Origin of the sequence: Patulibacter americanus DSM 16676, from assembly GCF_000420025.1 — a bacterium.
GTDB lineage: Bacteria > Actinomycetota > Thermoleophilia > Solirubrobacterales > Solirubrobacteraceae > Patulibacter > Patulibacter americanus.
Map to the genome: position 1 here is coordinate 62,343 of NZ_ATUD01000002.1, position 14,862 is coordinate 77,204.

16 protein-coding genes are annotated in these 14,862 nt (G+C 74.6%); 14 read left to right on the top strand and 2 right to left on the bottom strand.

The genetic code is table 11. The features are described from left to right. The first annotated feature begins 95 nt into the window (after positions 1-95). Positions 96-530 (top strand): hypothetical protein, encoded by a 435-nt coding sequence (locus F593_RS22445; RefSeq protein ID WP_022927570.1) that lies wholly within the window; start codon positions 96-98, stop codon positions 528-530. A 6-nt stretch (positions 531-536) separates the two neighbouring features. On the opposite strand, the gene F593_RS30240 is transcribed toward F593_RS22445, so the two are convergent. Further along, entirely contained in the window at positions 537-1,226 is a 690-nt protein-coding gene (locus tag F593_RS30240) for a nucleoside phosphorylase-I family protein (protein ID WP_022927571.1), read from the bottom strand. 27 nt (positions 1,227-1,253) lie between these two features. Here F593_RS30240 and F593_RS30245 point away from each other — a divergent pair, with 27 nt between their 5' ends. The 10 genes from F593_RS30245 (at position 1,254) to F593_RS22470 (ending at position 11,633) form a co-directional block, all read left to right on the top strand. Further along, complete coding sequence (locus tag F593_RS30245) at positions 1,254-1,832, top strand: hypothetical protein (protein WP_169449150.1); 579 nt, start codon at positions 1,254-1,256, stop codon at positions 1,830-1,832. Between the two features lie 182 nt (positions 1,833-2,014). Further along, on the top strand, positions 2,015-3,247 hold the full coding sequence (locus tag F593_RS0104530; RefSeq protein ID WP_245540776.1) for an adenylate/guanylate cyclase domain-containing protein: 1,233 nt from the start codon (positions 2,015-2,017) through the stop codon (positions 3,245-3,247). Between the two features lie 110 nt (positions 3,248-3,357). Continuing rightward, entirely contained in the window at positions 3,358-4,305 is a 948-nt protein-coding gene (locus tag F593_RS22455; RefSeq protein ID WP_051160431.1) for a PP-loop family protein, read from the top strand. 63 nt (positions 4,306-4,368) lie between these two features. Beyond that, the gene (gene hpt, locus F593_RS0104540) at positions 4,369-4,917 is read left to right on the top strand and encodes a hypoxanthine phosphoribosyltransferase (RefSeq protein ID WP_022927574.1); all 549 of its coding nucleotides are present in this window, start codon (positions 4,369-4,371) and stop codon (positions 4,915-4,917) included. 156 nt (positions 4,918-5,073) lie between these two features. Continuing rightward, on the top strand, positions 5,074-7,050 hold the full coding sequence (ftsH, locus tag F593_RS0104545; RefSeq protein WP_022927575.1) for an ATP-dependent zinc metalloprotease FtsH: 1,977 nt from the start codon (positions 5,074-5,076) through the stop codon (positions 7,048-7,050). A gap of 95 nt (positions 7,051-7,145) precedes the next feature. Continuing rightward, a complete protein-coding gene (gene folP / locus F593_RS22460; RefSeq protein WP_022927576.1) occupies positions 7,146-7,991 on the top strand; it encodes a dihydropteroate synthase in 846 nt (281 codons plus the stop codon). After that, entirely contained in the window at positions 7,984-8,529 is a 546-nt protein-coding gene (gene folB, locus F593_RS22465) for a dihydroneopterin aldolase (RefSeq protein ID WP_022927577.1), read from the top strand. The genes folP and folB overlap by 8 nt, the downstream gene beginning before the upstream one ends. Continuing rightward, positions 8,526-9,425, top strand: coding sequence for an acyl-CoA thioesterase (locus F593_RS0104560; protein ID WP_022927578.1), 900 nt, complete (start codon positions 8,526-8,528; stop codon positions 9,423-9,425). The genes folB and F593_RS0104560 overlap by 4 nt, the downstream gene beginning before the upstream one ends. Next, complete coding sequence (folK, locus tag F593_RS0104565; protein ID WP_022927579.1) at positions 9,422-9,979, top strand: 2-amino-4-hydroxy-6-hydroxymethyldihydropteridine diphosphokinase; 558 nt, start codon at positions 9,422-9,424, stop codon at positions 9,977-9,979. The genes F593_RS0104560 and folK overlap by 4 nt, the downstream gene beginning before the upstream one ends. A gap of 1 nt (position 9,980) precedes the next feature. Continuing rightward, a complete protein-coding gene (locus tag F593_RS22470) occupies positions 9,981-11,633 on the top strand; it encodes a DUF7800 domain-containing protein (protein WP_022927580.1) in 1,653 nt (550 codons plus the stop codon). Between the two features lie 9 nt (positions 11,634-11,642). Here F593_RS22470 and F593_RS22475 read toward each other — a convergent pair whose 3' ends face one another. Beyond that, complete coding sequence (locus F593_RS22475) at positions 11,643-12,416, bottom strand: glutathione S-transferase family protein (protein WP_022927581.1); 774 nt, start codon at positions 12,414-12,416, stop codon at positions 11,643-11,645. Positions 12,417-12,487: 71 nt separating this feature from the next. Between F593_RS22475 and F593_RS0104580 the strand changes: the two genes are divergently transcribed. The 3 genes from F593_RS0104580 to F593_RS0104590 are packed head-to-tail and all read left to right on the top strand — an operon-like array spanning position 12,488 to position 14,789. Beyond that, entirely contained in the window at positions 12,488-13,252 is a 765-nt protein-coding gene (locus F593_RS0104580) for a type III pantothenate kinase (RefSeq protein ID WP_022927582.1), read from the top strand. A 43-nt stretch (positions 13,253-13,295) separates the two neighbouring features. Then, positions 13,296-13,712, top strand: coding sequence for a VOC family protein (locus tag F593_RS22480; protein WP_022927583.1), 417 nt, complete (start codon positions 13,296-13,298; stop codon positions 13,710-13,712). Between the two features lie 27 nt (positions 13,713-13,739). Further along, complete coding sequence (locus F593_RS0104590; protein WP_022927584.1) at positions 13,740-14,789, top strand: tRNA dihydrouridine synthase; 1,050 nt, start codon at positions 13,740-13,742, stop codon at positions 14,787-14,789. Positions 14,790-14,862 lie beyond the last annotated feature (73 nt).

Genomic DNA, 14,862 nt, shown 5'->3' on the forward strand with positions numbered 1-14,862 from the left:
CCCCTGCACGACATCGTTCGGGCATGGGCTAGGGTGCGCCCCAGACCGCCCTCCGGCCCGGAGGATCGCGGCGCCACCACGCGGGAGCACACGCCATGACCGACGACCCGTCCCCCTCCCAGAAGGACCTCCGCGACCGCGTCCGCGGCGCCAGCGAGGACACCATCGGCAAGCTCGCGCAGGAGCTGCTCGGCAACCCGATCGTGACGGGCGCCGTGCAGCGCGCGATGGAGGTCCGCGAGCGGGCCACGCAGGCGCAGGAGGCGGCTTTCGGGGCGCTGAACGTGCCGTCCGCGGCGGACATCGAGCGGCTCACCCGCCGGGTGCGCAACGTCGCCCAGCGGCTCGAGTCGATCGAGGACGCCGTCGACCGCGTCGACGAGCGGCTCTCCTCCCTCGGCGGGAAGGGCGAGGCCGCCGTGCTGAAGGAGATCGATGCGAAGCTCGACGCGCTCAAGGCGCAGGTCGCCGCGCTCGCCGATTCCCCGGCGTCCGCGTCGAAGTCCTCCGGCACGAAGAAGGACTCCTAGCCGACCTCAGGCGCCCAGCGCCGCGGCCGCCGCGGCCCCGACGGCGCGCCAGCCGGCCTCGCGGGCGTCCTTGTCCTCGTCCGGTCCCGGGATCCCGAGGACCGCGGCGGCCGGCACCCCGAGCCGTCGTGCCGCGGCGAGCACGGCCGCCGTCTGGCGGTCCACGAGGGTGGCCTGCGGGTGCCCCGGCGGCGGCGGCCCGCCGTCGGCCGGGAGCAGGTCGACCGAGACCACGCCGGTACCGACGATCCCCGCCGCGAGGAGCCGCTCGAGCAGGACGGGGTCGGGGGTGAGCGCGGACCCGTCGGCGACGCCGAGGGCGCGCGAGGTCCCGTCGCGGGCGACGGCGAAGGTCACGGCCCGCAGCCCGCCGCCCTGCCCGGTCGGCGCGTGCGGGGTCGCGACCGCCGCCGAGCCCGCGCGGACGACGCGCGTGACCCCCTCGGCGGCGAGCTCCCGCAGGACCGCGGCCGCGCTCGGCCCGCCGACGCCCGTGGCCTGCACCGTCAGGGGCGCGCCGTCGGGGCCGGTCCCCGTGTAGCCCCACAGCCCGCGGGCGTGGTTGCTCATGAGCGGGTCGGTGAGGACGGACTGCGCGAGGACGAGGGCCCGGCCGGGGTCGCCCACGAGGACGGCGCGGTCCGCCACGGCGTGGCCGATGCGCAGGATCGGGGGCAGGCGCAGGTCCTCGGTCACGGCGACCGCCGAGGATAGACTGGCCGCGTGGAGCCCGATCGCCGCACCCCAGATCGCCGCACGCCACCCGCCGGGGCCGACGCTCCGGAGCCCGCCCCGGCCGACGGGGCCCCGCCGGTGGACGCGGTGGCGGCCGACAGCCGGCCGGCGGACACGCGGCCGCCGGACCTCCCGACGGCCGACGGGACCGCGACGGCCGATGCCCCCGCGGGCGACGACGCGGCGGCCGGCGAGGAGTCGCGCGCGCGCCGCACCGACCGGGTCGAGGCCGTGCGACGCGCCGTCGACCAGGCGCTGACGGCCACGGCGGGCGCGCCCCGCTCGACGCGGGCGCGGGCGCAGGAGCTCGCGGACGAGCTCGGCTCCGTCGTCACCCGGGTGCGCGGCACGATCGAGGAGCTCAGCGCGGCCGGCACGATGCAGGCGGGCGCGCTCGCCGACGAGCTGGGGCAGGCCGTGGGCCGCCTGGGCCGCACCCTCGAGGAGGTGCGACCCGGCGGCGGCGACGAGGTCCGCCGGCTGACGGAGCGGGTGGAGGCGCTCGAGGAGCGGCTGGCGCGCCTCGAGAACGCCCCCGCCGACGGTACGCCGTCCACCGACGGCTGAATCCGGCTTGACGGCACGACCCGCGAGCGGGTATGACTGACCCAACGAAAGCCTCAGGCCAGAACGTGGGTGATCCGTCACCCGCGAGGCGCCGCCCGTTGTTGGGACGAGCGCCGAGGGCCGACGGTGCGGGACGTGATGCCCGCGGACGGCGGGGCCCGAGAGGACCCCGCCGTCGTAGCTTGCAGCCCGAGCCCGCGTCCGTGGAGCCGACCGCTCCTCGGGCGCGGGGCGGTCTGACGCGCGGTCGGGTCGCCGCGCTCGTCGGGGTCTCCGAGAGCACGCTGCGCCGCTGGGCCGACCTCGGCCTCGTCCCCGTCGATCCGGAGCACGGCTGGACGACCTCCTCGCTCAATCACGCGCGGGTCGTGCAGCGCCTCCGCTCGAAGGGTCGATCCCTCGCGGAGATCGCGCTCGTCGCGGAGCGCAGCGGCCTCGCGCTGCACTACCTCTCCGGCGTCATCGACCCGGCGACGGAGCACCTGACGCCGGAGCAGGTCGGCGAGCGCACGGGGCTGCAGCCCGCGCTCGTGCGGCGCGTGGCCGAGGCGTTCGGGTTCAGCGCCACCGGCGTCGAGGCGCTGGGCGAGGACGACGTCGCGCTGTTCGAGCACGTCGCCCGCGCGCTCGACGCCGGGTTCCCGCTCGTCGCGATGCTCCAGCTCGCCCGGGTCTACGGGCAGGCGCTGGGGCGGGTGGCCGACGCCGAGGTGCGGATGTTCCGGCTCTACGTGCGCGACCCGCTGCTCCGCGAGGACACCACGGCGCTCGAGGCCGCCGAGGCCGTCGGCGCGCTGGCCAGCCTCGTGACCCCGCTGGCCGAGCGGATCATCCAGGACGTGCACCGCCGCTCCCTGCACTGGTTCATCGAGCAGGACGCTGTGAGCCTCGTGGAGCAGGCGCTCGACGCGGAGTCGTTGCTGGGCCTGGGGCGCCTGCGCGTCGCGATCGCGTTCGCCGACCTCGCCGGCTACACGCGCCTGACGGAGGAGCAGGGCGACGAGGAGGCCGTCGAGGCGGTGGAGCGGTTCGTCGACGCGGTCGACTCGTCGCTGCCCGACGACGCCCGGATCCTCAAGACGATCGGCGACGAGGTGATGGTGATCGGCGACGACGCCGCGGCCCTCGTCGAGTGGGCGGTCGGCTTCCAGGAGCGCCACCGCGAGGAGCCGCGCCCGCGCATCGGGATCCACGAGGGCGAGGTGCTCTTCCGCGACGGGGACTACTTCGGGCGCGAGGTCAACAAGGCCGCCCGGGTGGTCGCGCGCGCCGGCGGAGGCGAGGTCCTCACCACGGAGGAGATCGCCGCCCGCCCGCGTCGCGACGTCGCCTTCACGCCGATCGGCGCGGTCCGTCTGAAGGGCTTCCGCGACCCCACGGCGCTCTACGTGGCCACCCGCCCCGCCGGTCGCTGACGGTGGGGGAGAGGGCGGGCACCGGGCCGGGCGGGTCCGAGGGGCGAACCGCCCGCGGCGCTTCGGCCCGGGCCGACGAGCTTTTCGAGCGCGTCCGGGCGACGGGGCTGTTGCGCCCGGGCGCGCCGGTGGTCGTCGGGCTCTCGGGCGGCCGGGACTCGCTGTGCCTCCTGGGACTGGCCGCGCGGGTGGCCGGCCCGGAGCACGTGCTCGCGGTGCACGTCCACCACGGCCTGCGTGGCGCGGCGGCGGACGGCGACGCCGCGGCGGCCGCGGCCGCCGCGCGGACGGCGGGCGTGGCGGTGCGCGTGGTGCGGCTGACGCCCCCGGCAGCGCTCGTGGCCGGGGGCAGGTCGCCCGCCGTCTGGGCGCGCGAGGGCCGGCGTGCGACGTTGCGGGCCGCGGCGGACCGCTGGGCGGGGGCGGGCACCCCCGTCGCGGTCGCGCACACCGCGACGGACCAGGCCGAGACGGTCCTGCTGCGCGCGGTCTCCTCGCCGGGCACACGGTCGCTGGCGGGCATGGCCCTCGCCGATCCGGAGCGGGCCGTCGTGCGTCCGCTGCTGGCCGCGGGGGTCACGCGTGAGGAGGCCGGCGCCTGGTGCGTCGCGCACGGACGGCCCTGGCGCGACGACGCCACGAACCCGCTGGGCCCCCGCGGGCGGGTCCGGTCCCTGCTGGCGGCGCTGGAGAGCGTCGACGCCCGCGCGGTCCCCGCCCTGCTGGGCACGGCGGCCCGGGCGCGGGAGGACGACGACGCCCTGACGGCGGCCGCGGTGGCGCTCGTCCGCCCCACGAACGCGGACGCAGGACCGACGACGGAGGTGTCGCGCGACGCCCTGGCGGGAGCCCCGGCGGCGATCGGGCGACGCGCGCTGCGCCTGCTCGCCGAGGCGGCCGTGGGCGCGTCCTGTCCCCGGGTGGGGGCGCGGCTCGAGGAGGTCCTCGCGCTGCGGCCCGCCGGCGGGGAGGCCGCGGCGCTCGACCTGGGGGACGGCGTCCGCGCCGTCGTGGCGCGCGGTCGCGTGCGGTGCACGCCGTCGCCGCCCCGCTCCTGAGGCGCCCCGGCGGCCCCGCCGGGGCGGCCCATGCGTCCCCCGGAGGTCCTACACTGCTGCCCCGTGCGCGACCCAAACATCGGCGAGATCCTCATCCAGGCCGACGAGCTGCAGGCTCGCATCGCCGATCTGGGCGTCGAGATCAGCAAGGACTACGAGGGTCGCGAGATCCTGCTCGTGTGCGTGCTGAAGGGAGCGGTGCTGTTCGTCTCCGACCTCATGCGGCAGATCACGGTGCCCTGCGAGATCGACTTCATGGCGGTCTCGTCGTACGGCTCCGCGACCCGCTCGAGCGGCGTGGTGCGGATCCTGAAGGACCTCGACGGGTCCATCGAGGGCAAGCACGTCCTGATCGTCGAGGACATCATCGACTCCGGTCTGACGCTGCAGTACCTCATGCGCAACCTGCGCTCGCGGGGCCCGGCGTCGATCGAGGTGTGCTCGCTCCTGACGAAGCCGAGCCGCCGCGAGGTCGAGGTGCCGATCCGCTACACCGGCTTCGAGCTGCCCGACCGCTACGCCGTCGGCTACGGCCTCGACATGGCCCAGCGCTACCGCAACCTCCCCTACGTCGCGGCCCTCACGGACGAGGCGATCGCCGCCGCGGGCTGAACGAGGCCCGCCCGCCGCGCGTCGAACGGGCGCGCACCACAGGCGAAACCCTCTTGGAACACGTACCCAGCGTGGCGGTTACACCGGCGTTGCTACGCTAGGTGCCCGGTTTCGCTCCTCGCTCAATCGTGAGGGGGAACGCAGTCGGTCACCCACATGAGCCGGTTCTTCAAGAGCGCCCTCTTCCCCATCCTGATCGTGTTGCTGCTGGCGTTCTTCGCCCAGCAGCTCTTCGCGAATCAGTCGCAGGAGAAGTACACCTACGGCGAGTTCACCACGCAGCTCGCCAACAACAACGTCAAGAGCGTCGTCATGAAGACGAAGGACAACGCTCTCGACGTCGAGCTGAACTCGGGCAAGAAGTTCGAGGTCGGCTACGTGCCCGACCAGGGCAGCGTCGTGTCCAGCCAGCTGTCGACGGCCCTCAAGGCCCGCGACATCCAGAGCTTCGACGTCAAGTCGTCCAAGACGTCCGGGCTGCTCAGCGCCCTGATCTACATCATCCCGTTCGTCCTGATCCTGGGCGTCTGGTTCCTCATCATGAACAACGTTCAGGGTGGCGGTTCCAAGGTGATGCAGTTCGGCAAGTCGAAGGCGAAGCGGATGTCGCCCGACACGCCGAAGATCACGTTCCGCGACGTCGCGGGCGCCGACGAGGCCGTGGAGGAGCTCCACGAGATCAAGGAGTTCCTCGAGAACCCGAAGAAGTTCCAGGCGCTCGGCGCCCGGATCCCGAAGGGCGTGCTGCTGTTCGGGCCTCCCGGCACCGGCAAGACCCTCCTGGCCCGCGCCGTCGCCGGCGAGGCCGGGGTGCCGTTCTTCTCGATCTCCGGCTCGGACTTCGTCGAGATGTTCGTCGGCGTCGGCGCCAGCCGCGTCCGCGACCTCTTCGAGCAGGCCAAGCAGAACTCGCCCTGCATCATCTTCATGGACGAGATCGACGCCGTCGGCCGCCACCGCGGCGCCGGCATGGGCGGCGGTCACGACGAGCGCGAGCAGACGCTGAACCAGCTCCTGGTGGAGATGGACGGCTTCACGATGACGGACAACATCATCCTCATCGCCGCCACGAACCGCCCGGACATCCTCGACCCGGCGCTCCTGCGTCCGGGCCGCTTCGACCGCCAGATCGTCGTCGACCGCCCGGACCGCAAGGGCCGCGCCCGCATCCTCGACGTCCACACCCGGGGCAAGCCGCTCGCGCCGGACATCGAGACGGAGGCCCTCGCCGGCCAGACGCCGGGCTTCACCGGCGCCGACCTGGCGAACCTCGTCAACGAGGCCGCTCTGCTCGCCGCCCGCTCGGGCAAGAAGCAGATCGGGCAGCACGAGCTCGAGGAAGGGATCATGCGCGTCATCGCGGGTCCCGAGAAGAAGACGCGCGTCATGACGGAGAAGGAGCGCGAGATCACCGCGTACCACGAGATGGGCCACGCGTTCGTGGGTCACTTCCTGGAGCACGCCGATCCCGTCCACAAGATCTCCGTCGTCGGCCGCGGCCAGGCGCTCGGCTACACGATCTCGATGCCGTCCGAGGACAAGTTCCTCACGACGCGTCAGCAGCTGCTGGACCAGATGGCGATGACCCTCGGCGGCCGCGCCGCGGAGGAGATCGTCTTCGGCGAGATCACGACGGGCGCGTCGAACGACCTCGAGAAGGTCACGGGCTCCGCGAAGCAGATGGTCATGCGCCTCGGCATGAGCGAGCGCCTCGGGCCGCGGGTCTTCGGCACGGACTCCGGTCAGCCGTTCCTCGGTCGCGACATGGGCTCGACGCCGGACTACTCCGACGAGATCGCCCGCGAGATCGACGACGAGATCCGCCGGATCGTCGAGGACGCGCACCAGCGCGCCACCGACATCCTCAACGACCACCGCGAGCTGCTGAACACGGTCTCGGAGATCCTGATCCGTCGCGAGACGATCGAGCGCACGGAGTTCCTCGCGCTGCTCGAGGGCCGTCACGAGGACGACGTGTTCGACGACGAGCCGCCCGCGCCGGCCTCGGGCCTGCCCGCGGCGGCCGAGGACGAGGCGCGCACGGAGCGCCCCGCCCCGCGCCCGCTGCCCCGCCCGGGCCTCGGCACGGCGATGGACGCCGGCGACGGCCCGGACGGCGTCCGGCGCGTCTGAGCCCTCCGCGGTCGCTCCGGCGACCGCACCCGCGCAGCACCGCGACGGCGGCCCCCAGAGGCCGCCGTCGTCGTTCTGGGGCGTAGGCTCGGGCGATGCCCGCGTCCTTCTCCGTGATGGGGATCGTCAACGTCACGCCCGACTCCTTCTCCGACGGCGGGGAGTGGTTCGACACGGATGCGGCGGTCCGCCACGGCCGCGAGCTCGCGGCCGCCGGCGCGGAGATCCTCGACGTCGGCGGCGAGTCGACCCGGCCCGGCGCCCCGGCGGTCGAGGCGGAGGAGGAGCTGCGCCGGGTCGTGCCCGTGGTCGCCGGCCTGGCCGAGGCGGTCCCCCGCGCGGTGATCTCGGTCGACACCACGAAGGCCGTCGTGGCCGCGGCGGCGCTCGACGCCGGCGCCTCCTACGTCAACGACGTCTCGGCGCTGCGGTTCGACCCCGACATGGCGGCGCTCGTCGCCGAGCGCGGCGCCCGCTGCTGCCTCATGCACATGCGCGGCGACCCGCGGACGATGGCGGGCGAGGCCCGCTACGACGACGTCGTCGACACGGTACGCGCGCACCTCGAGGAACGCATCGAGGCCGCGACGCAGGCCGGGATCCCGCTCGCGGCGATCGACGTCGACCCGGGCATCGGGTTCGCGAAGACGGGGGAGCAGAACCTCGAGCTGCTGCGGCGCCTGGACGAGATCGTCGCGATCGGCCCCCGCGTGCTCGTCGGCACGTCGCGCAAGAGCTTCCTCGGGCGCCTGACGGGCCGCGACGACCCCCGCCAGCGTCTGGCGGGCACCATCGCGACGAACGTCCTCGCGCTGCAGTCCGGCGCCCGCGTCTTCCGCGTCCACGACGTCGGCGCGGTGTACGACGCGCTCGCGGTGGCCGCGCACGTCGTGCCCGTCGGCCGCGCGGCCCCCGGTGCTAGCGTGGCGCGCCATGGATGACGAACGCGACGAGCGCCCCGCCGACGACGGCGACGAGCACACCGAGGGCGGCGACCGCGGACGGTTCGAGGACTCCCCCGGCGACGCCCGGGGCCGCCGGGACGACCCGGAGCCCGAGGAGGACGAGGACGACGACGACGACCTCGACGAGCTGGAGGGGGAGGAGCGCGACGAGGTCACCGTCGAGATCCGCGGCCTCTCCCTCTACACGCACCACGGCGTCTCCGCCGCGGAGCGCGAGATCGGCCAGCGGCTGCTCGTCGACCTGCGGATGGCGGTCGTCGACTGCGACGCCGTCGTGACGGACCGCGTCGCCGACACGATTGACTACGGCGAGGTCTGCCAGCTCGTGGCGCTCGTGGCCCAGCAGCGCTCGTACAAGACCCTCGAGCGGCTCTGTGCCGCCATCGCCGACCGCGTCGTCGCCGACTACGGTGCCGAGGAGGTCTGGGTGAAGTGCACGAAGCCCGAGCCGCCGATCCCGCTGGCGGTGGAAGAGGTCTCCGTCGAGCTCTGGCGCGCCGGGGACGGCGCTTGAGCGCGGCGGCCGACACGGCCCGCACCGGCAGCACCGCGTTCGCGCGCGCCACGGCCGTCGTCCCGCAGGGGGACGGCCGCTACGCCGCCGCGGTCGACGCCGGATGGGAGGCCCCGACCGGGCCGAACGGTGGCTACCTCGCCGCCATCCTCGTGCGCGCCCTCGAGGCCGAGGCCGCCCCGGGCGGCGAGCGGCGCCTGCGCTCGCTCACCGTCCACTACCTCCGCACGGCGCAGACGGGCCCGCTCGACCTCGAGGTCCGCACCGTCCGGGCCGGCCGGCGGCTCGCCTCGACGACGGTCACCGCCCGGCAGGACGGCCGGGAGGTGCTGCTCGGGCTCGCGGCCTTCGCGGTCCCCGACCTCGCTGCGGCGGGGACGTGGGCGCCGACCGCCCCCGACGCCGGCGCGCCCCCGGCCCCCGACGCCGCGGCGGTCCCGGTCGAGGCGTACCGCGCCGACGCCGGCGCGTGGGTCGCGCCGATGCCCGGCATGCCGGCCATCACGAACCAGCTGCGACTCTCGCCGCGCATCGGCGGCCTGCCGTTCGCCGGCCGCACCCCCCGGCCCGGCCAGGCCGCGGAGACCGGCGGCTGGATCGGCTCACCCGAGGACCAGCCGATCGACGCCGCGTACGTCGCGCAGCTCACCGACTTCTGGTGGCCGCCCGCGCTCGGCGCGCTCGATGGCCCCGCCGCCGCGCCGACGATCGATCTGACGATCCACTTCCGCGCCGACCTGCCCCTGGGCGGGCTGCCCGCCGCGCCGGTGCTCGGCCACTACGCCTCCTCCGCGGCCCAGGGCGGACTCGTCGAGGAGGACGGCACGCTGTTCCTCCCGGACGGCACGCTGCTCGCCCAGTCCCGCCAGCTCGCGCTCCTGGCACCGCTCTCGTGAGCTCCCGCGACGACCTACGCCCCGGCGAGCGGCTCGGCTACCTCGGGCTCGGGACGAACCTCGGCGACCGCCGCGCGCACCTGCAGGCCGCGGTCGACGCCCTGCCGGGGCACGGCGTGCGCGTGCTCGCGGCGTCGGCGACGTACGACACGGACCCCGTCGGCGAGATCCTCGACCAGCCCGCGTTCCTCAACGCCTGCGTCCGCATCGCGACGGCGCTGCCGCCCGAGGGCCTGCTCGACGCGTGCAAGGCCGTGGAGCGCGAGCACGGCCGCACCACGGACGTGACGTCGCCGGACTACGTGCGTCACGGCCCGCGGCCGATCGACGTCGACCTGCTGCTCCTGGGCGACGAGCCGTACGTCTCGGGGCGGCTCACGCTGCCCCACGCGCAGGTCGCGGAGCGCCGCTTCGTCCTCGTCCCCCTCCTGGAGCTCGACCTGGGCCTGACGCTGCCGGACGGGACGCGCCTGTCCGAGCGGCTCGAGCAGCTCCCGCTCGACGAGGGCGTCCGCCGCGCGGGCGACCCGCTCTCCGTGCCGGCGGAGGGCTGAGGTGGCCCCCCGCCTGGTCCTCGGGCCGCTGCTGCGCCACGTCGACGCGACGTCGGCGACGGTGTGGGTCGAGACGGACGCCCCGGCCGAGGTCGAGGTCCTCGGCCACACGGACCGCACCTTCGAGGTCGCCGGCCACCACTACGCCGTCGTGCGCGTGGAGGGCCTGGAGCCGGGCACCGTCACGCGCTACGCGGTCGCGCTGGACGGCGCGTCCGTGTGGCCCGAGCCCGACGACCCGTATCCCGCCCCGGCGATCCACACGGTGCAGCCGGGGGAGCAGCTGCGCGTGGTCTGGGGCTCGTGCCGCGTCTCGCGGCCGCACGAGGACCCCTACGACCTCGACCCGGAGGAGGACGACGATGCCTTTGGGGTCGACGCGATCCAGGCGCTGGCGGAGGGCCTGCGCAGCGGCGCCGCGGAGGACCTGCCGCACCTGCTCCTGTGGCTGGGCGACCAGGTCTACGCCGACGACATCCCGCCGGCGGTGCAGGAGCGGATCGAGGAGCGCGACATCGACCGCCGCGGGGCGCCGGAGGACCAGGTCTACGACTACGAGGAGTACACCTGGCTGTACTACGACGCCTGGAGCACCCCGGCCGTGCGCTGGCTGCTCTCGACGGTCGCCAGCGCCATGGTCTTCGACGACCACGACGTCCACGACGACTGGAACACGTCGCGCTCGTGGCGTGCCGACATCCAGCAGGAGCCGTGGTGGCACGAGCGCATCGTCGGCGCGTTGGCCTCCTACTGGGTCTACCAGCACCTCGGCAACCTCTCGCCCTCCGCCGTCGACGACGACCCGCTGCACGCCCGCATCCGGGCGCAGGAGGGCGACGTGCTTCCGCTGCTGCGCGAGACGGCGGCGCGGGCCGACGTCCATCCCGAGAGCATCCGCTGGAGCTACGTCCGCGACCTCTGCGGCACCCGCATCGTCGTGGTCGACTCGCGTGCGGCACGCGACCTCGGCTCGGACGACGGCCGTCCGCGGCGGATGGTCGACCGGGAGGAGTGGGCGTGGGTGCGCGAGCAGGCCGCCGGCGACCACGACCACCTCTTCCTCGCGACGTCCGTCCCCGTCTTCGTCGGCCACGGCATGCACTGGTTCGAGGCGGCGTCGGAGGCGCTCGCCGCCGGGGCCTGGGGTTCCCTGGTGGCGCGGCTGACGGAGGTCGCCCGGCGCGCCGTCGACCTGGAGCACTGGCCGGCGTTCGGCCGGTCCTTCGACGAGATGGCCGAGCTGCTCGACGACGTCGCCTCCGGGCGCACAGGGCGCCCGCCCGGCTCCGTGGTGCTGCTCTCGGGCGACGTGCACCACGCGTACGTCGACCGCGTCGGGTTCCGCGCCCCGGGCGCCCGCCACAGCCTCGTGCTCCAGGCGGTCTGCTCGCCCTACCGCAACCCGCTCCCTCCGGGCCAACGACGGATGATCGGCGCGCTGCACACGCGGACCTCGTGGGCCCTGGGCCGGGCGCTCGGTCGCGCGGCCGGCGTGCCCGACCCTCCCGTGGGCTGGCGCCGCGAGCTCGGCCCGTGGTTCGACAACCAGCTCGCCTGGCTCGAGCTCGACGGCCGCCGCGGGCGCCTGCGCTTCCAGCGCTCCGCGCCGGGCCCGCTGCTCGAGGACCTGGGCGAGGTCTCCCTGACGGACTGACCCTGCCGCTCAGGCGCGCGTCGCGCCGGAGGAGCGGGGCGCCACGGGCAGCCCGCGGAGCCACTCCTCCGGGAAGGCGCCGGCCGGGACGTGCCCGTCCCACTCCGGGAAGATCCGCAGCGCGAGCTCGCCGGCCGGCCGCTCGCGGAAGGGGCCGTCGAGGTCCTCCATGGTCATCAGCAGGCGCAGCCCCGCAGCGATCTGCAGGTCGGCGGCGTTCTGGCCCGGCCCCCCGAGGGTGCCGTCGCGGAGCCAGTCGTCCACCTTGTCCAGCGCGAGGGGCAGGTCGCGCAGGTCGGCCCGCACGCCCTTGTCCGTCACGTGGTTCAGGCGCCGCTCCACGCCGACGATCGCCGGGGTGAGCAGCGGGCGGATCGCGGGCGGGAGGGGGAGGGTCGAGTGCTCCTGGAACGACCCGATGGCGGTGGGCCGGTGGTCCAGCGCCCACCAGAGCACGCGGCGCACCAACGGCTGCAGCCACTCGTCGCCCCACCGCTCCGCCTCGAGCACCCGCTCGCGTGCGATGCCGTCGGCCGGGACGAGCGGCGGGTCGGGCACCAGCTCGTCCAGGCGGCGGAGGATGGCGCGGGAGCCGGAGATCCGGTCCCCGTCCTCGAGCTTCAGGCCCGGCACGGTCCGGCGACGGAACAGCAGGGTCTGCGGGACGACGTGCGCCGCGGGCGGCCACTCGACCACCCGGTGCTCGACGCCCTTGAGCTCGAGCGCGCGCTTCACGGTGGCGCACGGGTGCGAGCCGTGGACGACATACAGGGTGGCCAGCATCCGCAGAGCATATGGAGAGGACGGGCGGGCCCCACCTCGCGTGCGGCGGGCCGGGCCGCGATACTGCCGCGATGCTCCTCGTCGTCGACGTCGGCAACACCCAGACGCACTTCGGGGCGTTCCGCGGGCGCGAGCTCGTGGAGCACTGGCGGTTCGCGACCATGCGGCAGTCCACCGCCGACGAGCTCGGTGCCAAGCTCAGCAACCTGCTCGAGCTGCGCGGGCTGCACATGTCCGACGTCTCGGCCTCCATCGTCTCCTCGACCGTGCCGCAGCTCGCGGACGAGTGGCGTGGGATGTCCGACCGCTACCTCGACCACGAGATGGTCGTGGTCCGGCAGGGGATCCGCACCGGCATGGCGCTGCGCTACGACAACCCGCGCGAGATCGGGGCCGACCGCCTCGTCAACGCCGTCGCCGCCTACGAGCGCTTCGGCGGGGCGTGCGTCGTCGTGGACTTCGGCACCGCCATCACCTACGACCCGGTCTCCGCCGACGGCGAGTACCTCGGCGGCATCATCAGCCCCGGCGTCGAGATCTCGCTCGAGGCTCTGACGTCCCGCGCCGCCGCGCTGCCCCGCATCGACCTCGTCGCACCGCGGCAGCTCATCGGGAAGTCGACGATCGAGGGCATCCGCTCCGGCGTCATCTACGGCTTCGCCGGCGGCGTCGACGCGATCTGCACCCGGCTCATGGAGGAGCTGGGGGAGGACATCGACCTCATCGCCACGGGCGGTCTCGCCCGCCACATCGTCCCCCACTGCAAGACGATCCACGAGGTCGACGACCTCCTCACCCTCACGGGCCTCCGCCTGCTGCACGAGCGCAACACCTGACCGACACGGTCCCGCCCCCGGGGCAGCGCGCTAGCTTGGGGACATGGCCAGTCACCTCGTCCACACCTGCGTCCGCGTGCGCGACATCGACGCCTCCGTCCGCTTCTACGAGGCGCTGGGCTTCGAGAAGCGGGGCCGCCTGAACTTCGAGACGGCGTTCAACGTCTACATGGGCCTCCCCGGCGACGGCGACCGGCTCGAGCTCACGGTGAACGACGACCGCGAGCAGCCCTACGACCTCGGCGACGGCTACAACCACATCGCGCTCGTGGTCGACGACCTGGAGCAGCAGCTCGCCGACCTGAAGGCCGGCCTCGGCGTCGAGCCGGAGAAGCCGCCGTTCCACCCCGGCGGGCGCGCCGAGCTGCCGCACATCGCCTTCGTGCAGGATCCGGACGGCTACCGCGTCGAGCTCATCGACGGCGGCTTCCCCACGCCCCGCGACCCCGACGAGCGCTAGACCGCGGGTCGGTACCCTGGGGGGTGCATGCCGTCCGCACCCCTCACGTCGTCCTGGACCCTCGCCGGCCTCGAGATCCCCAACCGGGTGACGCTCGCGCCGCTCGCCGGCATCGGCAACTGGGTGGTCCGCCTGCAGGCCAAGCGCTACGGCGCGGGCTACGCGGTCTCCGAGATGGTCTCGTCCTTCGCGATCCACCACAAGAACGACAAGACGCTCCGCGACCTCCTGAAGTTCAAGGCGGAGGAGCGCGAGGGCGGCCCGGTCGCGATCCAGCTCTTCGGGCAGGACCCCGAGGTCATGCGCTCCGCCGCGGCGTACGTCGCCGAGCACGTCGGGGTCGACGTCATCGATCTCAACATGGGCTGCCCGGTACCGAAGGTCATCAAGACCGGCGCGGGCGCCGCGATGCTGAAGGACCCGGACACGGCCGTCGCCGTCGCCCGCGCCGCGAAGGAGGGCTCGGGCCTGCCCGTCACGGTCAAGCTGCGCTCGTCGACGAAGAAGGACGGCGAGGCCGATGGCTACGCGCTCGCCTCGCGCCTCGTCGACGAGGCCGGCGTCGACGCGATCGGCTTCCACCCCCGCTCCGCCCAGGTCCACCACAAGGGCTTCCCGGACTACGAGCTCGCCGCGAAGCTCGTGCAGGAGCTGCCCGTGCCCGTCGTCCTCTCCGGCGGCCTGCACGACGACGCGCAGACGCTCGCCGCCTACGAGCAGGTCGGCCCCGCCGCGGTGATGCTCGCGCGCGGCGCGCTCGGCAACCCCTGGCTCTTCTCCACGCTGCTGGGGCTCCGCGAGGACGTCCCGCCGACCCCGGCCGAGGTCGCCGACGAGCTCGACTGGGTGCTCGACCGCACCACGGAGCACCTCGGGCCGGAGCGCGCCGGCCGCTACCTGCGCAAGCACTACCCCTGGTACGTCGAGCGGCTCGCCGAGGCCGGCGTCGGCACCCGCGCCGTCGACGGCCGGATCCTTCCGGACAAGCGCCTGCAGGAGGCGCTCCAGGCGACGGACGACGTCGAGGTGGCCCGCGCGCTGGTGCGCGACGCGGCCGGCACGGTGCTCGCCGCCTAGCCCGCGCACCGAGCGGGGCGGGGGATCTGCCGGCCCTCTGGCTATACTGCGCCGCTCCGCTGAGCGGACGGCG

Coding starts and splice junctions, on each gene's coding strand:
- F593_RS22445 (WP_022927570.1), top strand. CDS start 96: ATGACCGACGACCCGTCCCCCTCCCAGAAGGACCTCCGCGACCGCGTC.
- ftsH (WP_022927575.1), top strand. CDS start 5,074: ATGAGCCGGTTCTTCAAGAGCGCCCTCTTCCCCATCCTGATCGTGTTG.
- folP (WP_022927576.1), top strand. CDS start 7,146: ATGCCCGCGTCCTTCTCCGTGATGGGGATCGTCAACGTCACGCCCGAC.
- folB (WP_022927577.1), top strand. CDS start 7,984: ATGGATGACGAACGCGACGAGCGCCCCGCCGACGACGGCGACGAGCAC.
- F593_RS22475 (WP_022927581.1), bottom strand. CDS start 12,416: ATGCTGGCCACCCTGTATGTCGTCCACGGCTCGCACCCGTGCGCCACC.
- F593_RS0104580 (WP_022927582.1), top strand. CDS start 12,488: ATGCTCCTCGTCGTCGACGTCGGCAACACCCAGACGCACTTCGGGGCG.
- F593_RS22480 (WP_022927583.1), top strand. CDS start 13,296: ATGGCCAGTCACCTCGTCCACACCTGCGTCCGCGTGCGCGACATCGAC.
- F593_RS0104590 (WP_022927584.1), top strand. CDS start 13,740: ATGCCGTCCGCACCCCTCACGTCGTCCTGGACCCTCGCCGGCCTCGAG.